General features: G+C 60.7%; 18 protein-coding genes. 9 read left to right on the top strand and 9 right to left on the bottom strand.

Features of this window, described 5'->3' with window-relative positions; translation table 11 throughout:
- The first annotated feature begins 2 nt into the window (after nt 1-2).
- From ispG to ACZZZU_RS08905, 7 genes are all read left to right on the top strand, one after another.
- Entirely contained in the window at nt 3-1,115 is a 1,113-nt protein-coding gene (gene ispG, locus ACZZZU_RS08935) for a flavodoxin-dependent (E)-4-hydroxy-3-methylbut-2-enyl-diphosphate synthase (RefSeq protein ID WP_122494099.1), read from the top strand.
- A gap of 24 nt (nt 1,116-1,139) precedes the next feature.
- Nucleotides 1,140-2,429 carry a histidine--tRNA ligase gene (hisS, locus tag ACZZZU_RS08930; protein WP_463550384.1) on the top strand — a complete coding sequence of 430 codons (1,290 nt, stop codon included), beginning with the start codon at nt 1,140-1,142 and terminating at the stop codon, nt 2,427-2,429.
- Between the two features lie 71 nt (nt 2,430-2,500).
- Nucleotides 2,501-3,142 (top strand): tetratricopeptide repeat protein, encoded by a 642-nt coding sequence (locus ACZZZU_RS08925; RefSeq protein WP_122494097.1) that lies wholly within the window; start codon nt 2,501-2,503, stop codon nt 3,140-3,142.
- Nucleotides 3,135-4,286, top strand: a complete 1,152-nt coding sequence (gene bamB, locus ACZZZU_RS08920) for an outer membrane protein assembly factor BamB (protein WP_122494096.1) — start codon at nt 3,135-3,137, stop codon at nt 4,284-4,286. Before ACZZZU_RS08925 ends, bamB begins: the two co-directional genes overlap by 8 nt.
- Before the next feature lie 125 nt (nt 4,287-4,411).
- Nucleotides 4,412-5,884 carry a ribosome biogenesis GTPase Der gene (gene der / locus ACZZZU_RS08915; RefSeq protein WP_122494095.1) on the top strand — a complete coding sequence of 491 codons (1,473 nt, stop codon included), beginning with the start codon at nt 4,412-4,414 and terminating at the stop codon, nt 5,882-5,884.
- Between the two features lie 306 nt (nt 5,885-6,190).
- The gene (locus ACZZZU_RS08910; RefSeq protein ID WP_463550383.1) at nt 6,191-7,339 is read left to right on the top strand and encodes a pyridoxal phosphate-dependent aminotransferase; all 1,149 of its coding nucleotides are present in this window, start codon (nt 6,191-6,193) and stop codon (nt 7,337-7,339) included.
- Complete coding sequence (locus ACZZZU_RS08905; protein ID WP_122494093.1) at nt 7,327-8,133, top strand: amidohydrolase; 807 nt, start codon at nt 7,327-7,329, stop codon at nt 8,131-8,133. The genes ACZZZU_RS08910 and ACZZZU_RS08905 overlap by 13 nt, the downstream gene beginning before the upstream one ends.
- 20 nt (nt 8,134-8,153) lie before the next feature.
- Here the strand turns inward: ACZZZU_RS08905 and ACZZZU_RS08900 are convergent, their stop codons facing one another.
- Both ACZZZU_RS08900 and ACZZZU_RS08895 read right to left on the bottom strand, forming a co-directional pair.
- On the bottom strand, nt 8,154-9,845 hold the full coding sequence (locus ACZZZU_RS08900; protein WP_463550382.1) for a filamentous hemagglutinin N-terminal domain-containing protein: 1,692 nt from the start codon (nt 9,843-9,845) through the stop codon (nt 8,154-8,156).
- Between the two features lie 192 nt (nt 9,846-10,037).
- Nucleotides 10,038-12,629, bottom strand: a complete 2,592-nt coding sequence (locus tag ACZZZU_RS08895) for a glycosyltransferase (protein WP_122494091.1) — start codon at nt 12,627-12,629, stop codon at nt 10,038-10,040.
- Nucleotides 12,630-13,009: 380 nt separating this feature from the next.
- On the opposite strand from ACZZZU_RS08895, the gene tcdA reads away from it, so the two are divergent.
- On the top strand, nt 13,010-13,816 hold the full coding sequence (gene tcdA, locus ACZZZU_RS08890) for a tRNA cyclic N6-threonylcarbamoyladenosine(37) synthase TcdA (protein WP_122494090.1): 807 nt from the start codon (nt 13,010-13,012) through the stop codon (nt 13,814-13,816).
- A gap of 194 nt (nt 13,817-14,010) precedes the next feature.
- Nucleotides 14,011-15,180: an alpha/beta hydrolase gene (locus ACZZZU_RS08885; protein ID WP_463550381.1), complete on the top strand. Its 1,170-nt coding sequence runs from the start codon at nt 14,011-14,013 to the stop codon at nt 15,178-15,180.
- Here ACZZZU_RS08885 and ACZZZU_RS08880 read toward each other — a convergent pair.
- The 7 genes from ACZZZU_RS08880 to map all read right to left on the bottom strand — a co-directional run bounded on the left by ACZZZU_RS08880 (nt 15,164) and on the right by map (nt 23,190).
- The gene (locus ACZZZU_RS08880; protein WP_463550380.1) at nt 15,164-15,580 is read right to left on the bottom strand and encodes a SufE family protein; all 417 of its coding nucleotides are present in this window, start codon (nt 15,578-15,580) and stop codon (nt 15,164-15,166) included. The two genes, ACZZZU_RS08885 and ACZZZU_RS08880, sit on opposite strands and share 17 nt — an antisense overlap.
- Complete coding sequence (locus ACZZZU_RS08875) at nt 15,577-16,782, bottom strand: aminotransferase class V-fold PLP-dependent enzyme (protein WP_463383621.1); 1,206 nt, start codon at nt 16,780-16,782, stop codon at nt 15,577-15,579. The genes ACZZZU_RS08880 and ACZZZU_RS08875 overlap by 4 nt, the downstream gene beginning before the upstream one ends.
- Before the next feature lie 154 nt (nt 16,783-16,936).
- Nucleotides 16,937-17,971 (bottom strand): 2,3,4,5-tetrahydropyridine-2,6-dicarboxylate N-succinyltransferase, encoded by a 1,035-nt coding sequence (gene dapD / locus ACZZZU_RS08870; protein WP_463550379.1) that lies wholly within the window; start codon nt 17,969-17,971, stop codon nt 16,937-16,939.
- Between the two features lie 112 nt (nt 17,972-18,083).
- The gene (locus tag ACZZZU_RS08865; protein ID WP_122494085.1) at nt 18,084-18,431 is read right to left on the bottom strand and encodes an ArsC family reductase; all 348 of its coding nucleotides are present in this window, start codon (nt 18,429-18,431) and stop codon (nt 18,084-18,086) included.
- A complete protein-coding gene (gene dapC, locus ACZZZU_RS08860) occupies nt 18,428-19,633 on the bottom strand; it encodes a succinyldiaminopimelate transaminase (RefSeq protein ID WP_463550378.1) in 1,206 nt (401 codons plus the stop codon). The genes ACZZZU_RS08865 and dapC overlap by 4 nt, the downstream gene beginning before the upstream one ends.
- Nucleotides 19,634-19,652: 19 nt before the next feature.
- The gene (locus ACZZZU_RS08855; protein WP_463550377.1) at nt 19,653-22,355 is read right to left on the bottom strand and encodes a [protein-PII] uridylyltransferase; all 2,703 of its coding nucleotides are present in this window, start codon (nt 22,353-22,355) and stop codon (nt 19,653-19,655) included.
- Between the two features lie 52 nt (nt 22,356-22,407).
- Nucleotides 22,408-23,190, bottom strand: coding sequence for a type I methionyl aminopeptidase (gene map, locus ACZZZU_RS08850; protein WP_122494082.1), 783 nt, complete (start codon nt 23,188-23,190; stop codon nt 22,408-22,410).
- Between the last annotated feature and the right edge of the window lie 304 nt (nt 23,191-23,494).

Here is a 23,494-nt window from a genome sequence, read left to right as displayed (position 1 = left end):
CCATGCACGCCGAATCGCCAATCATCCGTCGCGTCTCGCGCAAGATCTGGGTCGGTTCCGTACCGGTCGGCGGCGACGCGCCGATTGCCGTACAGAGCATGACCAACACCGATACCTGCGACGTTGCCGCCACGGTCGATCAAATCCGTCGTTTGGAAGAAGCCGGCGCCGACATCGTGCGCGTCTCCGTACCGGACATGGACGCTGCCGAAGCCTTCGGCAAAATCAAATTGCAGAGCAATGTGCCGCTGGTGGCCGACATCCACTTCGACTACAAAATCGCCCTGCGCGTGGCTGAGTTAGGTGTTGACTGCCTGCGTATCAACCCAGGCAATATCGGTCGCGAAGACCGCGTTAAAGCCGTGGTCGAAGCCGCACGCGAACGTGGCATTCCAATCCGCATCGGCGTGAACGCCGGCTCGCTGGAAAAAGACCTGCAAAAGAAATACGGCGAACCGACACCTGAAGCGCTGGTGGAATCGGCCCTGCGCCATGTCGAGCACCTCGACCGCCTGAATTTCCCCGACTTCAAAGTCAGCGTCAAAGCGTCCGATGTGTTCATGGCGGTGGCGGCCTATCGCCTGTTGGCCAAGCAAATCGAGCAGCCGCTGCACCTGGGCATCACCGAGGCTGGCGGCTTGCGTTCGGGCACGGTGAAGTCGGCTGTGGGCCTGGGCATGCTGCTTGCCGATGGGATTGGCGATACCATCCGCATCTCGCTGGCGGCAGACCCGGTGGAAGAGGTGAAAGTCGGTTACGACATCCTCAAATCCCTGCGCTTGCGCTCGCGTGGCATCAACTTTATTGCGTGTCCAAGCTGCTCTCGCCAGAACTTCGACGTGGTGAAAACCATGAACGAGCTGGAAGGGCGCTTGGAAGACTTGCTGGTTCCGCTGGACGTGGCCGTAATCGGCTGTATCGTCAACGGTCCTGGCGAGGCCAAGGAAGCCCATATCGGCCTCACTGGCGGTACGCCGAATAACCTGGTGTACATCGACGGCAAGCCCGCTTCAAAGCTGACTAACGAAAATCTGGTGGATCAGCTTGAACAGATGATTCGCCAGAAAGCGGCCGAAAAGGTCGAAGCCGACGCAGCGCTCATCGCCCGCGGCTAATAAGAAGAACTCTAAGGATTCTGTGTGAGTAAGTCCCTGCAAGCCATTCGTGGCATGAACGACATCCTTCCGGAGCAAACCCCGCTCTGGCGCTACTTCGAAAACAGCGTCGCTGGTTTGCTCGACGGCTATGGCTATCGCCAAATCCGCATGCCCATCGTCGAAGCGACCGAGCTGTTCAAACGCTCCATCGGCGAAGTGACTGATATCGTCGAAAAAGAGATGTACACCTTCGAAGACCGCAACGGCGACTCCCTGACCCTGCGTCCGGAAGGCACCGCCAGTTGCGTTCGTGCCGTGCTTGAGCACGGTATTTCCGGCGGCGGCCAGGTGCAGAAGCTCTGGTACATCGGTCCGATGTTTCGCCATGAGCGTCCGCAAAAAGGGCGCTATCGCCAGTTTCACCAAATCGGCGTGGAAGTATTCAATCTCGACGGTCCGGACATCGACGCCGAATTGATCATCCTGACGTGGCGTCTGTGGGGCCTTCTCGGCATTCGCGATGCAGTCAAACTTGAGCTCAACAGCCTGGGCACCAGCGAAGCACGTGCCACTTACCGTGATGCGCTGGTGAACTACCTGTCGGCGCGTGTCGAGCAGCTCGATGAAGACAGCAAGCGTCGTCTGCACAGCAACCCGCTGCGCGTGCTCGACAGCAAAGTGCCGGAAACCCAGGCGCTGCTGGTCGATGCGCCGAAACTAGCCGATTACCTCGACGAGGCCTCGCGCCTGCACTTCGAAGGCTTGAAGTCGCGTTTGGACGCCGCCGGCATTCCGTACGTGCTCAATAGCAAACTGGTACGCGGCCTCGACTACTACAGCAAAACCGTATTCGAATGGGTTACCGACAAACTCGGCGCGCAGGGCACCGTGTGTGCCGGTGGCCGCTACGATGGTCTGGTCGAGCAAATGGGCGGCAAGCCTACCGCCGGCGTGGGTTTCGCCATGGGCATTGAGCGTCTGATTCTGCTGCTCGAAACCCTGGAAAAAGTACCAGAAGAAATTGCGCGCCAAGTGGACGTGTACTTCTGTGCATTTGGCGACACGGCCGAACTGGCCGGGCTGCAACTGGCCGAGCGTCTGCGTGATCAGATTCCGGGCCTGCGCCTGGTTGTTAACGCCGGCGCTGGTAGTTTCAAAAGCCAGCTCAAGAAAGCAGACAAGAGCGGCGCGTTGTTCGCCGTGGTGCTGGGCGAAGATGAACTGGCTCAGCAAGTGGTAGGTTTCAAACCGCTCCGTGGTCAGGGCGAACAAGAAAATATTGCCTGGGATGCTCTGGCCGAGCACCTGGTAACCCGCTTGCAACAGGCGTGACAGCGCGGGTTCAAAACACAACCGGTGTGAACACCAGGTTTGAGCATTCAGCAGGTTTAAGGAGCATTGGCGTGTCGAGTACCGAAGACGAACAACTGGCGGACATCAAGGACTGGTGGAACCGCAACGGCAAACCCCTGCTGACCGGCGGCGTGCTCGCCCTGGCAGTCGTGGCGGGCTGGAATTACTGGCACAAGTACCAGACCAGCCAGGCGCAAAACGCCTCGATGCTTTATCAGCAGCTGCTGGAAACGACCTTTGATCCAGCCGGTAAGCCCGATGTCGCCAAAGTGGCCGAGCTGTCCAACAAGCTCAAAAACGATTACGCAGGCACCTATTACGCCCAGTACGCCAGTCTGTTCGCCGCAAAAATCGCGGTGGATGCCGGCAAGCTAGACGATGCTGCAGCAGAGCTGAAAACCGTGGTCGACAAGCCTGTTGATTCCACTCTTCAGGAACTGGCACGTCAGCGTCTGGCCCGTGTTCTGGCTGCTCAGAACAAAGCTGAAGAGGGTCTCAAGTTGCTTGATGGCGATGCGGAAAAAGCGTTCGTCGCCAGCCGCGAAGAGCTTAAAGGCGACCTGCTGGTCAAAGTCGGCCGTGCCGACGATGCCCGTGGCGCTTATGAAAAGGCCAAGGCAGCCCTGTCCGATGAAGCGGCAGTGGGTGGCTTGCAAATGAAGCTCGACGATCTGGCCAAAGGGGATGCGTGAAGTGATGCGCTGGAAATATGCCGCACTGCTGGCCCTGGCCGTTCTTGCCACGGGTTGCAGCAGCACTAGCAAGAAAGAACTGCCACCAGCCGAGCTGCCTGACTTCACCGAAGAAGTTGAGCTGAAAAAAGAATGGAGCCGCTCGATTGGCGATGGCCAGGGCGACACCTTCAACATGCTGGTTCCCGCCATTGATGGCGACACCATCTTCGCCGCTGACGTAAACGGCGAAGTCATGGCCATTAATCGTTTCTCCGGCGACAAGCTGTGGGAAACCGACCTCGACCTGCCGGTATCGGGTGCCGTTGGCGCCGGTAGCGGTCTGGTATTGGTCGGCACCCTGAAAGGCGAAGTGGTTGCCCTGGACGGTGCGACCGGCGAAGAAAAATGGCGCGCCAAGGTCACCAGCGAAGTGCTGGCACCGCCGGCCACCAACGGTGATGTGGTCGTGGTGCAAACCCAGGACGACCGCATCATTGGCCTGGAAGCCAGCAGCGGCGCTCAGCGCTGGATCTACGAAAGCACCCCAGCGGTGCTGACCCTGCGTGGCACCGGCGCCCCTGTCGTCAACGACCGTTTGGCCTTCGCCGGCCTGTCGACCGGCAAGGTGATTGCTCTCGACACCCAGCGCGGCTTGCCGGCGTGGGAGCAGCGTGTTGCCGTGCCACAAGGTCGATCCGAGCTGGACCGCGTGGTCGATATCGACGGCGGCTTGCTGCTCTCGGGCAACACCTTGTACGCAGTGACCTACAACGGTCGCGTCGCCGGTCTGGATGCGAGCAATGGCCGCATCATCTGGCAGCGCGAAGCGTCGAGTAACGTCGGCCTGGCCGAGAGCATCGGCAGCGTTTACCTCTGCCTGGCCAATGGCACGGTGGAAAGCGTTGATGAGCGTTCCGCTTCGGCGCTGTGGAGCAACGAATCCCTGGCGCGCCGCGAGTTGTCGGCGCCGGAAGTGTTCTCCAGCTACATTGCCTTTGGTGACTTCGAAGGCTATTTGCACTTGGTCAGCCAAGTAGACGGTCGTTTTGTCGGGCGTACGCGCATCGACAGCGACGGTCTGCGTGCTCGGCCATTGGTGGTCGCCGACTGGCTGTATGCCTTCGGTAACAGCGGTGAGCTGGTTGCGCTGACCATCAAGTAGGCGTGGCTCAGCGGGCGGCTCCCACTAGGGAGCAACCCGTTGGCTAACCTACGCTTCATGAGTCCGGCCGCTGCCGTTCGACGGTAGCGGCCTTTGTGTTTTCTGCAATTGAGTGGAGGGGCCGCATGGTTCCCGTAATCGCCCTGGTGGGCCGTCCTAACGTCGGTAAGTCCACCTTATTTAACCGCCTGACCAGAAGTCGCGACGCCATCGTCGGCGACCTGGCTGGTCTGACCCGTGATCGCCAGTACGGTGAAGCCAAATGGCAAGGGCGAACCTACATCCTGATCGACACCGGCGGTATCTCCGGTGACGAGCACGGCATGGACGAAAAAATGGCCGAGCAGTCGCTGCTGGCCATTGAAGAAGCTGACGTTGTGCTGTTCCTCGTGGACTCGCGCGCAGGCTTCACCGCCGCCGACCAGATGATTGGCGAGCACCTGCGCAAGCGCAACAAGACCTCCTACGTGGTCGCCAACAAAGTCGACAACATCGACCCCGACCTGGCGCGCGCCGAGTTCGCCCCGCTGGGCATGGGCGATGCGATTCCAATCGCCGGCGCCCATGGCCGCGGTATTGCGCAGATGATGGAAATTGCCTTGGGCAGCTTTCCTAAAGATGACGCCGAAGAGCCGGAAGAAGGCGAAGAGGAAGTGGTTGCCGAAGGTCAGGAAGCCAAGCGCATTCCGGGCCCGAGCGAAAAAGACGGCATCAAGATCGCCATCATCGGCCGGCCTAACGTCGGCAAGTCGACGCTGGTGAACCGCATGCTCGGCGAAGACCGGGTCATCGTCTACGACCAGCCCGGCACCACCCGCGACAGCATCTACATTCCCTTCGAGCGTAACGAAGAGAAGTACACCCTGATCGACACTGCCGGTGTGCGCAAACGCGGCAAGATCCACGAAGAAGTCGAAAAGTTTTCCGTCGTTAAAACTCTGCAAGCGATCAAAGACGCCAACGTCGTGATCTTTGTAATGGACGCCCGCGAAGGCGTGGTGGACCACGACCTGAACCTGCTGGGTTTCGCCTTGGAATCGGGCCGTGCTCTGGTAATCGCACTGAACAAGTGGGATGGCATGGAGCCGAGCGAGCGCGACTACGTTAAAACCGAGTTGCAGCGTCGCCTGTTCTTCGTCGACTTCGCGGACATCCACTTCATTTCCGCGCTGCACGGCACGGGCGTGGGCAACCTCTACCAGTCAGTGCAGAACGCTTTCAAATCCGCTGTTACGCGCTGGCCCACCAGCCGTCTGACGCAGATTCTCGAAGATGCCGTAAGCGAGCACGCTCCACCCATGGTTGGCAGCCGTCGAATTAAATTGCGCTACGCCCACTTGGGCGGCGCCAACCCGCCGCTGATCGTGATTCACGGCAACCAGGTTGAAGCGGTGCCGAAATCCTATGTTCGGTACCTCGAAAACACCTATCGCCGTGTGTTGAAGCTGGTCGGCACGCCGATTCGCATCGAATTCAAAGGCGGCGAGAACCCGTACGAGGGTAAGAAAAACACCCTGACGGATCGCCAGGTGAACAAGAAGCGCCGCCTTATGTCGCACCACAAGAAGGCCGATAAAAAGCGCCGCGACAAGAAGTGATGGGTTCGGCTTCGATCGGCTGCGCGTCGGCATTGCTAGCGCTGGACTTGTGGCGCTGCGCAAGTCGGTAGATCAAAAGCATCGCGGCTGAAGCCGCTCCTACAACAGGCCCGCCGTTGAGGTTTCTGTAGGAGCGGCTTCCGCCGCGATCCCTGCAAACGGCGAGCTCAAGCAGTGGCCGCAAAAACGGTTATAGCGATAGACGAAAGGGCACCTGCGGGTGCCCTTTTTCGTGTCCGACCGATCCGTTATCCTCGCCCGTCATGGCCGCAGTAGAGCCATCAATGCTCACACCAGGAAGACGTGATGATCACCAGCAAGTTGCCCAACATCGGCACCACCATTTTTACTCGCATGTCTCAGTTGGCTAACGAGGTCGGTGCGCTGAATCTGTCCCAGGGCTTCCCGGACTTTGATGGTCCGCAGGCACTTCTGGATGCAGTTGCCCGCCATGTTCACAGTGGGCATAACCAGTACGCGCCGATGACGGGCCTGCCCGCTTTGCGTGAGCAGGTGGCGGCAAAGATCGCCGCTTGCTACAGCCGTAACGTCAGTGCCGACAGCGAAATCACGATTACTCCTGGCGCGACCCAGGCGATTTTTTGTGCGATTCAAACGCTGATTCGCCCGGGCGATGAGGTGATTGTTTTTGACCCGAGCTACGACAGCTATGAGCCGTCGGTTGATCTGGCCGGTGGGCGCTGCGTCCATATCCCGCTCAGCCAACCGGACTTCCGCATCGACTGGCAGCGTCTGGCCGATGCCATTTCCCCGCGCACCCGTTTGATCATCCTCAACAGCCCGCACAACCCGAGCGGCGCGCTGCTTACTCGGGCCGATCTGGATCAACTGGCTGAGCTGATTCGCAACCGCGACCTCTACCTGATCAGTGACGAGGTGTACGAACATCTGGTGTTCGATGGCCGCACGCATGACAGCGTGCTGGCCCATGACGAGCTGTACGAGCGCGCGTTTGTGGTCAGCTCCTTCGGCAAGAGCTACCACGTCACCGGCTGGAAAACCGGCTACGTGGTCGCCCCGCCCGCGCTCAGCGCTGAGCTGCGCAAAGTGCATCAGTACGTCAGCTTCTGTGGCGTCACCCCGTTGCAGTGGGGGTTGGCCGATTTTATGGCGGCCAACCCGCAGCACGTGAACGAGCTGCCGGCGTTCTACCAAGCCAAGCGCGATTTATTCTGCGATCGCCTGCAATCCTCTAAATTTCGTTTCACCCGCACGGCCGGAACCTTCTTCCAACTGGCTGACTACTCGGCCATTCGCGACGACCTGGATGACGTCGCCATGGCTGAATGGCTCACCCGCGAGCACCGCGTTGCGGTCATTCCAATTTCAGTGTTCTACCAAGAACCGCCGCAGGGCTTGCGGCTTGTACGGTTCTGCTTTGCCAAACGTGAAGAAACCCTTATTCAAGCCGCGGAGCAGCTATGTCGGATTTAACCAGCGGACGCGACATCACCAGTCTTCCTGACCTCAAGCTGGCCCTGGTGCAAACCACGCTGGCCTGGCACGACCCGGCGGCTAACTTTGCCCATTTCGAGGCGTTGCTTGAGCAAGCCCGCGGCGCGCATTTGGTGGTGTTACCGGAAATGTTCACCACCGGTTTTTCCATGGACTCCGCTACCTTGGCCGAGCCGGAGGAGGGCACCACGTACGCCTGGCTTCGCCAGCAGGCCAAACGCCTGGATGCGGTTATCACCGGCAGCGTGATCATTCAGGCCGCCGACGGCAGCCACCGCAATCGCCTGTTATGGGCGCGCCCGGATGGCGAGATTTTGCATTACGACAAGCGCCATCTGTTTCGTATGGCCGGCGAGCACAAGCACTACAGCCCGGGCGAGCGCCAGGTGCAGATGGAGCTGCACGGCTGGCGGATTCGACCGCTGATTTGCTACGACCTGCGTTTTCCCGTGTGGAGCCGCGACCCCCATAACACCGACCTGCTGCTCTACACCGCGAACTGGCCGGCTGCGCGCCGTCTCCATTGGAATCGGCTGCTACCGGCGCGTGCGATTGAAAACCTTTGCTTCGTCGCCGCCGTGAACCGTATCGGCAACGACGGTAAAGGCCATCCCTACAGCGGCGACAGCCAAGTGCTCGACTTTCAGGGCGAGCCACTGCTGGAGGCGAACGCCGGCGACGGCGTGTTCAGTGTTGTGCTCAAAGCGGCTGACCTGGCCGCTTATCGCACGCGCTTCCCGGCGCATCTGGATGCTGACGCCTTCACGCTTTAACCCGTCGACTAGCAGCGGCGTTAGAAGCGAAGCAGGCCGGCCTGGGGCAGGATTTCATTGTTCTCCATCAGCATCCCGCCTTCAGTGTTCAACTCTGAAAGCCGACCTTTGATGTTCAGTGACTCAAGCCCATGGATGATTGAGTCACGGCGGTTGTGAACGATGTCGGCGGTGATGCTGACTTGTAGGCCATCGATAGTTGAGTCCTGGTCGTTCGTCGCCCCTTTGCCGGCATCGATAACAAGCTTGCCGCCGCTGCTGATCATCGATTCAGTGCGGTTGTAAAAGTCGCCGGCGGAGGTGAGCGTAAGGTCTTCCCACGTCGTCAGGATTGCCACGTGCTCGTTTATAAACGACTGACCACTGCTCATGGTCAGGGCACCTGTGCTGAAAATCATGCCGGTGTTGGTCAAATTGCCCTTGGCAGTGACTGATGTCGTTCCGCCCGAGTCGATCTGCGCCGCTGTTGTCACGCTGGTTCCGGCGTTCAATTCGATATTGCCTGAAGAGGCGAGGGTCGAATTGGCTTCGCTGCGCAGGCTGCTCTTGGCGTCGATACGAATATCACCGAGCGAGGCGAGGCGCGCGCCGCTGTCGAGCTGGAATGTGTAGGCGGTTGCGCCTATTTGTCCTGCGGCAGTTATGTGGGTCGCATTGACGAGATAAAGATCGGCGTTCATTGACACGTCACCGGCGGCCGATACGGGGTTGTGCAGGTAAATGCTTTCTTCTGATGCAAGTTGAATGTCGCCGCCGGCAAACAGGCCAGGCTGTTCGGCGAAGGATTGAGGCGGCTGGACGTTGCCGCTTTCCTTTACGATCTCGATGTCGCCGCTGGATCGTATGACGATGTCGCCGTTCGCATGGATCGGTCCGGCGTGGCGCACGCCAGGGCCTTCTTCGGTGCTGATCAGTGAGATGTGACCACCGTACATGGCGCCGGCGGCGGAGCCATCAATCGCGATCTCTGGCCGGCCTTGGTCCGCTTTCGCCCCTTTGCTGATGCTGCGGTTGAGCACATTGTATTGGTTGGAGCCGGCGATGAGCTGAACGTCTGCAGTGGCGTTCGGTGCGCCGATGCTTCCGTTCAAAACAATGGCGCGGGCGATCACGTCGAAATAGCTGAGGCCGCTCGTATCGACGCCGCCCGCGTTTATCACCACCCTGTTGGCATTGGCGGCGACGCTCAGCTTAAGCCCATCGGCGCCGTTCGGGACTGCCGTAGTGGCCACGAAGCCTCTGACGTTCAGGGTCGTTACGCCGTTGAGCGTAAGGCCATTTGGGTTGGCAATAATGAGGTCGGCGCGGGGGCCGAATACTTCAAGAATGCCTTCCATGTTGCTGGGCAGCAGGCCCGTTACTTCGCCGAGAATCAAGGTGGCGTTTGTGCTCAGGTTTGGGTTGGCGGGCAGTGCTCCGGCCAGCTGACTTTGCCCTTGTTCCGTGCTGTTGTTGAAAACGACGCCAGGTTTCTGAACGTCAAAGTGCTCGAATCGATTGTGGGAAATGCCGTGGCTGTTGGGCGCGACAATGTTGATGACGGGCACCCCCGGCGTGGAGACAGGGAGAGCTGCGCGGCTGGTGATCACGATTTCGGCCGGGACCAGGCTTGAAAAACAGGTTGTTAGTGCGAGTACCGAATAAAGCGGCAGGGCGCGGCCGGGCAGTAACCGCGATGATGAGTGGTGCTTTCTGTTGAGTGAGGATTTCAAAGCGCTGTTCCCTATTTGTTTAATAGAGACACAGGCTAGCCCCCCTGGATTTTGCTAATGCAGCGCGGCTCGCTGCGAGCCGTAGGTAGTCTCTTTCTTGCGCCAGGTTTTGGTGTAAGAAAACTGTATTTGGATCTTCACCACCAATAAAAAGGGCAGCCCATGGGCTGCCCTTTTCTCAACACCTTCGCATCATTCTGCCAATGCCACTTCCGGTGTTTCCGGTGGCTTGGGCAGCGACGACAGCAACGCCATGATCAGCGCCGCCAGGTACGGCAAGGACTGCACCAGCAACATCGCCACCCAGAACTTCACGTCGTTGCTTGGGAAGCCCTGAACGATGCCGATGCCCACCGCAGCGCCCCACAGCAGCAGCATGATGAAGACTTCTTCCCGTGCTTCGGCCATGGCCACCATAAAGCCGTGGCTAGAGCGCATTTTCGGCGTGCGGAAGAACGGAATGCTGGTGGTGAAGAAGCCGTACAGCACCGCCTTGGCGATGGTGTGCGACAACGCCAAACCGGCCAGCGCCGCACAAAACGCGTCCTTCAAATTCACGCCAACCGCGCGTTGATAGAGGAACACGATCTTGCCGAATTTAAAGAAGAACAATGCCAGTGGTGGGATAGCGAAAATCAGCAACGGCGGGTCGACCCGCTGCGGCACGATGATCATCGCCGCCGACCACAACAGGGCGCCTGCGGTGAAGAAGATGTTCAAACCGTCGGCAACCCAAGGCAGCCAGCCGGCTACGAAGTGGTAACGCTGACCGCGTTTGAGCTCGGTTTCTTTACCGCGGAACAGCTGGCGAGCGTGGCCTTTCATAATCTGAATGGCGCCATAGGCCCAACGGAAGCGCTGCTTTTTGTAGTCGATAAAGGTATCGGGCATCAGGCCCTTGCCGAAGCTGTCGTACGCATACGCAGCGGAATAACCTTTTTCGAATACGCGCAGGCCCAGCTCGGCGTCTTCGCAAATGGTCCAGTCGGCCCACTTCAGTTCGTCCATTACGGTGCGACGAATCATGGTCATGGTGCCGTGCTGAATGATCGCGTCGCGGTCGTTGCGGGTCACCATGCCGATGTGGAAGAAGCCTTTGTACTCGGCGTAGCAGAGCTTTTTGAAGGCGCTGCCGTCCTGGTCGCGGTAGTCCTGCGGCGATTGCACCACGGCGATTTTCGGATCGGCGAAGTGCGGCACCATGTGCTTGAGCCAGTTCGGGTCGACGCAGTAGTCCGAGTCGATTACCGCCACCACTTCTGCATCCGGCGCGGTGTGCGGCAGGATGTAGTTCAGCGCGCCACCTTTGAAGCCATGCAGCGGCGCCACGTGGAAGAAACGGAAGCGCGGGCCGAGCTCTTCGCAGTAGGCCTGCACTGGTTCCCATACGGCCGGATCTTTGGTGTTGTTGTCGATGATCAACACTTCAAAGTCGGGGTAATCCAGGGCAGCGAGGGCGTCGAGGGTTTGTTTCACCATCTCCGGCGGCTCGTTGTAGCACGGCACGTGAATCGACACTTTCGGCCGGTAGGTGCTGTCGCCGCTCACGGGAATAAACGGACGGCGGCGCTTGTGCACCCACACCGCCTCGGCCAGTTCGTGCGCTTCGGTAAGCAGCACGATAAACACGCCGATGGCACCGACGCCCAGCAACAGGCCGACCGTGAGGCTGAACCAGGTGCTGTATTGCTGGCTGTAGTCGTAGCCGATCCACACCAATACCGAACCGCCGGCGAATGCCACGAAGGTTAGGAAGGTGCGACCGCGTTGGCGCAGGGCGCTGCCGTCAATCAGCAGCAAGGCCAGGGCCAGCATCGCCAGGACCACCGAGCCGATGGCCAATACGCGCCACTGCGGAATGGCGACAACCGGGCCTTCGAAGGCGAACTTCTGTTGGCGCGCGGCGTTGAACACGCCCCAGTACGCGCCTACGGAACCCTCGTCGCTGGCCTTCCACGGTTGGTCGAAGGCTTCGATCACGAAGTAGTTGTAGCCCTTGGCGTTCAGCGTGTTGACCAAGGTGCGCAGGTAAATGGCCTGGTCCGCCTGGGTGGCGTCGGCACCGCCGCGCATACGGCCGTTGCTCGGCCAGCCGACTTCCGAAAGCAGCAGTGGTTTTTTCGGGAAGATACGTTTCAAGTCGCGCGCGCGGTCGAGCACGAACTGCGTGGAGTCTTCCATGGGAATGAATTCCCAGTACGGCAGGATGTGCGCAGCTACCAGGTCGGTGTGGTTTGCCAACTGGGGATATTTTTCCCAGATGTGCCACTGCTCCGAGGTCGTCACGGGCACTTTCACCTGCGCGCGAACGCGGTCGATGAAGCTCATCAATTGCTTGGGCGTTACTTCGCGGCGGAACAGCGCCTCGTTACCCACCACCACGCGAACGACGCTGCGTGAGGAGTTGGCGATTTCAATACCACGGGCGATTTCGCGCTCGTTGCGCTCCTCGTCCGGGCTGATCCAGATGCCCAAGGTGACGCGCAAACCGAACTCTTCGGCGAGCTTGGGAATGTCGCCCAAGGTGCCGTCCACCGAATAGGTGCGCACGTTGTCGGTGTGCTTGCTGAGAAGACTGAGGTCTTCACGCATTTGCTCGTCGGTGGGGTATTGATCTTTCTGCGGGTTCTGGTCGAGCCGGAACGGCGAGAAGGAAAAACCGGAGATTTGTTCAGGCCAATCCGGCGCACTGACCGGACGGTTATACAGTGCCCAGATACCGGTGAAGAGCGCGGCGATTGCCACGAATACCACCAGGTTGAGTCCAAATTTACGCGATGACATAGACGTTTCAGGTTCCAAAGGGTGGAACGGAGAGGTGCCGGCGAGCGCCGGTCGGCGCGCATCCTACTCCGGCGATAAATGGCTGTATAGCTCAGCTCATTTACCCGGTTTTATCGCCCGCAAACCTTGGTCAGCGCCGTCTGGCATTAGTTCGCCATCAGCCAGACCGCGCGGGATCCATCGGTGTGCAGTACCGGTGGCAGTTAAGCATAAGCAGGCATCGCTGCGCACGCGCCAGGCCATACTCAAACGTGCGCGAGGGCACGTGCTGAAGCAGGCGTTTCACCGTCGGTACTTGGGCCTGGCGAGCGCGCTCCCTATAATGCGCGCCGATTTGCCGGCTGCTCGCGCTGAGCGCATGCCGTTATAGAGGTGCTGTGATGAGTACAGATGAACAACGCTTTGGCGGCATCGCCCGCTTATATGGTCGCGACGGTTTGGCACGCCTGGCCGCCGCTCATGTGGCCGTGGTCGGCATCGGTGGCGTTGGCTCATGGACGGCCGAAGCGCTAGCGCGCAGTGGCGTTGGCGAAATTTCGCTGTTCGACCTGGACGACGTCTGCGTCAGCAACACCAACCGGCAAATCCATGCGCTTCAGGGCGCGATTGGCCAGTCCAAGGTCGAGGTTATGGCTGAGCGCATTCGCGCCATCAACCCCGCTTGCGTGGTGCACGCAGTCAGCGACTTCGTCACGCGCGAGACCATGGCCCAATACATCACCGTGCAACTGGACTGCGTGATCGACTGCATCGACAGCGTCAACGCCAAGGCCGCGCTCATTGCCTGGTGCAAGCGCCGCAAGATTCAAATCATCACCACCGGAGGCGCGGGCGGGCAGATTGACCCGTTGTTGATTCAGGTTGGCGATCTGAACAAAACCGTCAACGACCCGCTGGCCTCCAGCGTGCGTTCGGCGCTGCGTCGCGATTATGGTTTTTCCCGCACGCAGGGCCGTCATTACAGCGTGCCTTGCGTGTATTCGCGCGAGCAGCTGCGCTACCCGAAACCCGACGGCAGCATTTGCCTGGAGAAAAAGTTTGTCGGCGACGGCGTGAAGCTCGACTGCGCCGGCGGTTTTGGCGCGGTGATGATGGTGACCGCCACCTTTGGCATGGTGGCGGCGGCCAAGGCGGTGGATAAGTTGGTGGCCGGGGTCCGTCGGCCTTCGGAGCGGATGCCGGGGTGACGGCGATGCTTTGAGTTGAGGTGTTGCTGGCGGTTTGGCGCGTTTCCTGTGGGGGCCAATCGCGGCTGAAGCCGCTCCCACAGGTTGTTCGTGCTTGTGTACCCAGAAACTTACCGAGTTGTGACGTGCTTTTCACAGCGCCTCAGGCACACTGCAAGCGCCTCCGGTTCGCCGGTTTTCTTGCGGATTTTTTCATGTCCTATCCCTCGTTCAAGGCGCGTCGGCTGCCTGTCGCATTGCTGTTGTCCACTGTGCTGCTGGGCGCCTGCGCCAGTAAGCCCAACGATTTGCGTAATCCCCACGAAGCGATTGCCGCCTTTGCGGAGAAGTCTTACCAAGCGCCAATTCACGGCTCGGTTCAGGGCTGGGAGGCGCAGTTCACCGTGGCCGAACAACCCATCGACGTCACCTGGCTAGCGCCGGCGCAGGGCGCTGCGCCAGCGCCGTTAGTGGTGTTCTTGCCCGGCCTCGGTGAAGGCGCGGGCGCGGGGCTGCAATGGCGTAAGGCGTGGGCGGAGGCGGGCTACGCCGTGGTGTCGATTCAGGCGCCGCAGGTCGGTCGCGGCATTTATTCCAGCAGTGAGGCGCAGGCCGGCACGTTTCGCGGTATCGCTCAGCGCGCCTATGCCGATGCCGCCTTGAAAGCCCGCCTCAACGCTGTTGCGCAGGTACTCAATCAATTACGCATACGCGGCCAGGGCGGTGACGCGCAGGTGGCGGGTGTCGACTGGAACACGCTGGCCTTCGCCGGCTACGACCTGGGCGCGCAAAGCGCTGCGGCATTGGCAGGCGACAGCATGCTCCCCGGTTGGCAGCCCAAAGCGGTGCTGCTGCTAAGCCCCTACGTCGGCCCCGGCGTTGCCGCCGCGCGCGTCGATGTACCGCTGCTGAGCGTGACCGGCCCCCACGATGAGGACCCGTTCAGTTGGGTGGAATCTCCAGAGCGGCGCCAGGCCATTTGGCGAGGCAATCCCAATCCTGGCAGCTATCAGTTGATCGCGAAAAATGCCCAGCATCCCTTGTTCAGCGGTTCGTTGGACGAGTTGCCCGGGCCAGACGATGCCGAGCAAAAACGCCCACCCCGTGACCCTGACCTGGGCGCCGGCGCCGGTGGTCGCGATGGCACCAGCGGTCCGCCCGGTGCCGACGGTGGCGAAACGCCGAAGCGTCGTCCGCGACCCGACACCATGGGCCACGGGCAAGACAGTCAGAACTGGTTTGATGCCCATCAAGTCGCCAACGTACAGGCGGTGAGTACGGCGTTTCTCGACGCCACGCTGCGTCATTCGGCCGAAGCCAAAACGTGGCTGGGTACTGAGGCGGCCAAGGCCATTGGCCCGGCTGCGTCTATCGAGGCGCGTTAGCGGTCAGTTCTGCCATGCGCGTGAGCACGGCCTGCAAGCCGTTGCTACGCGAGGGCGAGAGGTGGCGGGCCAGGCCGAGCTGGGTAAACCAGTCGGCCAGGTCGAGCTGTTTCAAGTGCTCCGCTGGCAAGCCGTTAACCCGCACCAGTAACAACGCCAGCAGCCCACGAATCAGGCGGGCATCGCTGCTGGCGCGAAATTGCCAGCCGTCGCCCTGCTGCACGCCCACCAACCACACCTGACTCTCGCAGCCGCTGACCCGAGTGCCCTCGGTGCGCTCCTCGTCAGTCAATCGCGCCAGCTGTTCGCCCCAGCTCATAAGAAGGCGCGCCCGTTGTTCCCAGCTCATGGGTTGGCTGAACGCCGCCAGGGCGGCGTGGGCAGCGCTCGGCAGGTTCATTGCAAAATCTCCAGGGCCTGGTCCAGCGCGGCGAAAAAGCGCTGCAAATCGCTGCTGTCGTTGTACAGGGCTAACGATGCGCGAATCGCGCCCGGCAACCCCAGGCCGCGCAGCAACGGCATCGCACAATGGTGCCCGGCGCGCACGGCGATGCCTTGTTCGGTGAGCAAATGTGCCAGGTCGGCGCTGTGCACGTCTTCCACCACAAAGCTGGCCAGTGCGATGTCCGGCTCGCCTAACAGGCGTACGCCAGCGCGAGCTTTGAGGCCGGCCACCAACTCTTGATGCAGGGCCGTTTCGTGGGCGAGCACCGCATGCGCGTCGAGGCTGGCGAGGTAGTCCAGCGTCGCGCCCAGGGCAATCACAGAGGACACCGCTGGCGTGCCGGCTTCGAACCCGAGCGGGGCCGGGCGGAACTTGGCGGTGTAGTAGTCGGTTTGCAGCAGCATTTCGCCGCCGAACTGCCACGGCAGCACGCGTTCCAAGGCGGCGGCGCGGCCATAGAGCACGCCCACGCCGTCCGGGCCGTAGAGCTTGTGGCTTGAGCACACGTAGAAGTCGCAGTCCAGTTGCTGCACGTCGTGGCGACCGTGAACCACGCCTTGGGCGCCATCAATCACGGTGATGGCGCCATGGGCTTTTGCCAGCGCCAGCAACTCATTCACCGGTTGCCAGGTGCCGAGGACGTTGGACAGTTGGCTCACCGCCAACAAACGCGTACGCGGGCCGATCAATTGCTGGGCAGCCCCCAAATCAATGCGCCCTTCAGCGGTGATCGGCAACACAATCAACGCCAGGTCGCGACGCTGAGCCAGTTGTTGCCAAGGCAGCAAGTTGGCGTGGTGCTCCAGGGCGCTGATGACTATTTCATCGCCAGAGTGGAAGTGCTCTTCGAGCCCATAAGCCAGCAGGTTCAGCGCTTCGGTGGCGCCGCGGGTAAACACGATTTCCTCACTGCTGGCGGCATTCAACCAACGCGCCGCTGTGCCCCGGGTTGCTTCAAACGCGCGCGTGGCTCGTTCGCCCGGCAAATGCTGGGCACGGTGCACGTTGGCCGCGCCCGCGCTGTAGTAGCCGAGCAGCGCATCGATCACGGCTTGCGGTTTTTGTGAAGTGGCGGCGCTGTCGAGGTAGGTCTGGCCTTCGGCTGCGAGGGCAGCGAGGGCGGGGAAGTCAGAGCGCCAGGGAGATGAGTTCGGCATGGTGTTATCGCTGCGCCGGGATATGGACACCGTCATTCACGCGTAGGCACCGGCCCGACGATTCGTAAATCCAGCATCGCGCGTTGTTCCGCGACCCTGGGTCCCCGCGTGCGCGAGGACGACGGTGTTCAGATTGTAGGTTGGGGTGAACCTATCAGTTGTGCGCGTGCAGGGCTTCGTTGAGTTCGATCGCGGTTTTGTGCGATTTGGCTTCGACGGCGCCGGTCTGCGAGTTACGACGGAACAGCAAGTCTGGCTGGCCAGCCAGATCGCGAGCCTTGAGCACTTTTACCAGTTGGTTCTGATCGTCGAGCAGCGCGACTTTGGTGCCGGCCGTGATGTACAGGCCCGACTCCACGGTGTTGCGATCGCCCAACGGAATGCCGATGCCGGCGTTCGCGCCGATCAGGCAGCCTTCGCCCACGCTGATCACGATGTTGCCGCCGCCAGACAGCGTGCCCATGGTCGAGCAGCCGCCGCCAAGGTCCGACCCTTTGCCCACGAACACCCCAGCCGACACGCGGCCTTCGATCATGCCTGGACCTGCGGTGCCGGCGTTGAAGTTGATAAAGCCTTCGTGCATTACCGTTGTGCCTTCACCCACGTAAGCGCCGAGGCGAATACGCGAGCTGTCCGCCAGACGCACGCCAGCAGGCACGACGTAGTCGGTCATTTTCGGGAATTTATCCACCGAGAACACTTCCAGCAGTTCGCCTTTGAGGCGCGCTTCCAGTTGGCGCTCGGCCAGTTCACTCAGATCGACCGCACCTTGGCTGGTCCACGCCACGTTCGGCAGCAGCGGGAAAATGCCCGCCAGGCTCAGGCCATGCGGCTTGACCAAACGGTGGGAGAGCAGGTGCAGCTTCAGGTAGGCCTCGGGCGTGGACGTCAACGCAGCGTCTTCGGCCAGCAGGGTGGCCACCAGCGGCCGCTGGCTTTCGGCCAGGCGGGTGAGCAGGGCGGCTTGCGCGGCATCGACATTTTTCAACAGGTCGGCCAGTTCACCAGCCTGATTACTGGTGAACGCGACAGCTTGGTTGCCGCCGCTGTAGCCGAGCTTGGCGCTGACTTTGGCGACCAGTTCTTCGGACGGGTTGAGCAGCGGCAGGGCGTAGAACACTTCCAACCAGTTGCCTTCGCGGTTTTGAGTGCCGACGCCGAAGGCCAGGCTGAACAGGGAATTGGACATGGTGTTTCCTCTTGCTGAATTAGGTCGACGCGCCGGATGGCGGCGGCTGTCACGGTGTTATTGCGCGTGCCTGGTCATGGCCAGGCCACGGGTTATTCGCGGTGCAAGTGCCCTACTTGAAAGCGGCCGAATAGCTATCGGGCTGGAAACCGAGCAGGGTTTTGCTGCCCAGGTCGAGCACCGGGCGTTTGATCATGGAAGGCTGCGCCACCATCAGTTCAATCGCCTTGGTTTGGTCGAGGTCGCTTTTATCAGCGTCGCTCAATTTGCGAAATGTGGTGCCGGCGCGGTTAAGCACCTTTTCCCAACCATGTTCGCTGCACCATTGCTGCAAATGCTCACGGTCGATGCCCACGGCTTTGTAGTCGTGAAAGGCGTACTCGACCTTGTGCTCATCCAGCCAGGTGCGGGCTTTTTTCATCGTGTCACAAGCTTTGATGCCGTAGAGGGTGATGCTCATGCGTTTGCCTTGTTCTGAAGGAAGGCGCGAATCCGCGTGGCGGCTTCCACGCATTCGGCCAGCGGGGCAACCAAGGCCATGCGCACGCGGCCGGCGCCGGGGTTGAAGCCGTCGACCTCGCGAGAAAGATACGAGCCAGGCACCACCGTGACGTGTTCCTGAGCGAACAATTCACGGGTGAAGTCGGCGTCGTCCATCGGCGTTTTCGCCCACAGATAAAAGCCGCCGTCCGGGCGCTGCACATCCATCACCGGCTGCAGTATGTCCAGCACGGCGTCGTATTTTTCCCGGTACAGGTCGCGGTTGGCGCGCACATGGGCTTCGTCGTTCCAGGCGGCGACGCTGGCCAGCTGGGTTTGTACCGGCATGGCGCAGCCGTGGTAGGTACGGTACAGCAGGAATGATTTCAGGATTGCGGCATCGCCGGCGACGAACCCGGAGCGCAAGCCCGGCAGGTTCGAGCGCTTGGACAAACTGTGGAACACCACGCAGCGGGCGAAATCGCTACGGCCCATGGCGGCGCAGGCGCTGAGCAACCCGGCGGGCGGATTGGCTTCGTCGAAGTACAACTCGCTGTAGCACTCGTCGGCGGCGATAACGAAATCGTACTGGTCGGCCAGGTTGATCAGCTTTTGCAGCGTTTCCTGTGGAATCAGCGCGCCGGTCGGGTTGCCGGGCGAGCACAGGAACAGAATCTGGCAGCGCTGCCAGACGTCGGCCGATACCGCGTCGAAGTCCGGGTTGAAGCCGTTCTCTTCCAGGCACGGCAGGTAGTGCGGCTTCGCACCGGCCAGCAGGGCCGCGCCTTCGTAGATTTGGTAGAACGGGTTGGGGCTGACTACTAGGCCGTCGTCGCTGCGCTGCACCACGGTTTGCGTGAAGGCGAACAGCGCTTCGCGCGTGCCGTTGACCGGCAGCACGTGGCGCGCCGCGTCGAGCCAGCCGGCCGGTACGTTGAAACGCCGCTCGCACCATTGCGCAATCGCTTCGCGCAGCGCGGGGATGCCCAGCGTCGTTGGGTACACCGCCAACTGGTCGAGGTTGTCGCTCAACGCCTTGGCGACGAAATCAGGCGAGCGGTGTTTGGGCTCGCCAATCGACAAGGCAATCGCGCGTTTATTGGCCGGCGGCTGAGCACTGGCCAGCAGGGCGCGGAGCTTTTCAAACGGGTAGGGCTGCAGGTTGTTCAGGGCGTCATTCATGTGCGGCGTGTCGTTCTATTCAAATACTGATTCGGGAAAGCTCGACCCGATTGCCGTCGGCATCGGAGAGCTGTTCGATGATCGCGTCCTGCAAACGGGCACACAGGTCGGGATCGGAAAGCGGCTGGTTGCGCGCATCGGTGACAAAAAACACGTCTTCCACGCGCTCGCCCAGGGTGGCGATCTTGGCGTTCTGCAACGACAGGTCGAAGTCGAGGAATATCTTGCCAATGCGGGCCAGCAAGCCAGGGCGGTCCGGTGACGTCAGCTCCAACACGGTGACCGGGCGGCCGGCGTCGTTGGAAATGATCACCTGCGGCGCGAAGGCGAAGTGCTTGAGCTGACGCGGCACGCGACGCTGGATGATGGTCGGGTAGTCATCCGGATGGCTCAGGGCGCTGACCAGCCCTTCGCGAATTTCCTTGATGCGCACCGGGTTGTCGCCAATCGAGCCGCCATCGGCATCTAGCACCACGTAGGTGTCGAGGGTGAACTGGCTGGTCGAAGTAATCACGCGGGCGTCATGGATGTTCAGGTTCAACTGGTCCATGGCCGCCACGGTTACGGCGAAGAAATCATGCTGGTCGGGCGCATAAATGAAGATTTGCGTGCCGCCTTCGAATTCGCGCTGGGTCGTTTCCTTGATCAGCACCAACGGGTCGTGCGCGGAGCTGTGTTGCAGGATGGCATCGGTGTGCCAAGCCACGTCGCCTGCGGTGTGGCGCAGGAAATAGTCATCGCCCAATTGCGACCACAGCTGTTCGGCGTCGTCGGGGTCGGTGCCGCTGCGCACCAGAATGTCGAGCGCCGCGTTTTGGGTCTGGCGAATCTGCTCTTCGCGGTCGACCGGATGCTCCAGCCCACGGCGCAACGCGCGCTTGGTTTCGCTGTAGAGCTGGCGTAGCAGGCTGGCGCGCCAGGAGTTCCAGAGGGTCGGGTTGGTGGCGTTGATGTCGGCGACAGTGAGCACGTAGAGGTAATCGAGGTGCACCTGGTCGCCCACCAATTGTGCGAAGTCGTGGATCACCTGCGGGTCGGACAAGTCTTTGCGCTGGGCCGTGGTCGACATCACCAGATGGTTCTGCACCAGCCAGACGATCAGACGGCTGTCCCAGGCGGGCAGTTGATGCCGTTCGCAGAACGCTTGGGCGTCTACCGCGCCAAGCTCCGAATGGTCGCCGCCGCGACCTTTGCCGATGTCGTGGTACAGGCCGGCCAGGTAAATAAGCTCGGGCTTAGGCAGCGTGCCCATAAGCTTACTGGCGAGCGGAAATTTCTCGGAAATGGGCGTGTACTGCAGCTTGCGCAGGTGCTTGATCAAATTCAGCGTGTGCGCATCGACGGTGTAGATGTGGAACAGGTCGTGCTGCATTTGCCCAACGATGTCGCCGAACTCTGGCAAGTAACGGCCGAGAATGCCGTAGCGGTTCATCCGTCGCAGGTTGCGATGAATGCCGATCTCGCACTTGAACAGTTCGATAAACAGGCTGGTGTTGCGGATGTCTTTGCGGAACTCGTCGTCCATCAGGTGCCGGTGTTCACGCAGCAGACGCACGGTGTCGGCACGCACGCCTTTGATTTCCGGGTTCTGCGCCATCAGCACAAACACTTCGAGAATCGCGAACGGGGTGCGCTTGAAGACGTTGGACGACGTGACTTCGATGTAGCCGTCGCGCAGCTGGAAGCGGCTGTTGATCGGCAGTACCTGGCAACCCTCTTCGCTGCGCAGAATCACCTCTTCGAAGTGCTGCACCACCAACTCGCTGAGCTCGGAGATGCTCATCACCACACGGTAGTAGTTCTGCATAAAGTGTTCGATGGCCAGTTTGCCGTTGCTGTCTTCAAAGCCCAGCAGCGTGGCAATTGAACGCTGGTGGTCGAACAGCAGGCGGTCTTCGGCGCGGCCGGCGAGCATGTGCAAGGCGTAGCGCACCTTCCAGAGAAACTCCTGGGACGAAGCGAGCAGGGAATATTCGCTTTCCAGCAAAAAGCCCTGGCCGACCATGGCGTGCAGGTTGAGCGTGCCGAAGTGGCGACGGGCTACCCACAGAATGGTCTGAATATCGCGAAGGCCACCGGGCGAGCCTTTGACGTTTGGCTCCAGGTTGTACTCGGTGTCGTTGTACTTGGCGTGCCGGGCGGTTTGCTCGGCGCGCTTGGCCAGGAAGAAATCTTTGCTGGGCCACATTTTGCTGGTGCTGGTGACCTCGATCATGCGCTGACGCAAGCGCTCCGGCCCGGCAATGGTGCGGCTTTCCATCAGGTTGGTGACGACCGTGAGGTCTGCCTGCGCTTCGGAGGCGCATTCGTCTACCGAACGCACGCTTTGGCCTACTTCCAGGCCGATGTCCCAGAGCAGCGTGAGAAAGCGCTCAATGGAGTCGCGGAAAATTTCGTGGTCCGCGCTGTCGAGCAACAGCAGCAGGTCGATGTCGGAATACGGGTGCAGCTCGCCACGGCCGTAGCCGCCAACGGCCAGCAGCGCGATATCGGCGTCTTCGCTCCAATCGAACTGCGCCCAGGCCTCGCGCAAGATCTGGTCGATGCACCACGCGCGGTCTTCAACCAGGCGGCGGACGTCACGGCCTTCTTTAAAGCGCGCGTCCAGCACCTCATGGGCGCGGCGGATGGCTTTTTTGAATGCCGCGATGGGGCTGGCTTTCAGCGCCAGTTCCGCCTGGAACTGGCCGCGGTCGAACAACTCGGGATCCACCTGCGGCATTCAGCAGCTTTCCTTTCTATCTATAGGGTGCGGGCGTCAGAGCAGCGAGCCTTCAGGCCGACGTGCGGGCAATGGTGTCGTCCGAGCGCAGGGTGAAGATTTCGTAGCCGGTGGGCGTCACCAAAATGGTGTGTTCCCACTGCGCCGAGAGCTTGCGGTCCTTGGTGATCGCGGTCCAGCCGTCGCCCAGCAGGCGGGTTTCGGCACGGCCCTGGTTGATCATCGGTTCGATGGTGAAGGTCATGCCTTCTTTCAATTCCATGCCTGTGCCCGCGCGGCCGTAGTGCAGCACTTGCGGCTCTTCGTGGAACACCTTGCCGATGCCGTGACCGCAGTATTCGCGCACCACGGAGAAACCGTTTTTCTCGGCGTGCTTCTGAATGACCTCGCCGATATCGCCCAGGCGCGCGCCGGGCTTAACCAACTCGATGCCTTTGTACATGCATTCCTGGGTGATCTTGGACAGGCGCACCGCCCATTCTGGGACATTGCCCACGTGGAACATTTTGCTGGTGTCACCGTGGTAGCCATCTTTGATCACGGTGATGTCGATGTTCAGTACGTCGCCATCTTTGAGCGGCTTCTCGTTCGGGATGCCGTGGCAGACCACGTGGTTGATCGAGGTGCAGATGGATTTCGGGTAGCCCTTGTAGTTCAGCGGGGCGGGAATGGCCTGTTGAACGTTGACAATGTAGTCGTGGCAGATGCGGTCGAGCTCGTCGGTGGTGACACCGGGCTTGACGTATTCGCCGATCATTTCCAGCACTTCACTGGCCAGACGGCCGGCGATGCGCATTTTTTCAATTTCTTCGGGCGTCTTGATAGTGACGGTCATACACACACTCTCTCAGCGCCCGTTGGCGCCTGGCAAAAATACGGAAACCGCGATTCTAGCATTGGGAAAGGGCGATCTAGCCACTTTAGGGGTGAGCCCTACGGGCATTGCCGGCTTTCCTTATAGTAATAGGGCGCTGGGGCTGAAGCGGTTGCGGCGTTTCGAGCAACTTTTTGGGTTCCGTTCCAGCGCCTCCTGTGCTATAAAGTGCGCCGCTTTCAGGGCAGCAGTCCGAAAGCCTAAACCCCACACACGTATCGACACGATGGCCTGGGTGCCTTTCAGTTAATTGCTCGCAGTTAAT

The sequence above is a fragment of the Pseudomonas sp. AC136 genome, from assembly GCF_979258585.1.
The sequence above is the reverse complement of the archived record's forward strand: the minus strand, read 5'-3'. Positions and strand labels throughout refer to the sequence as shown.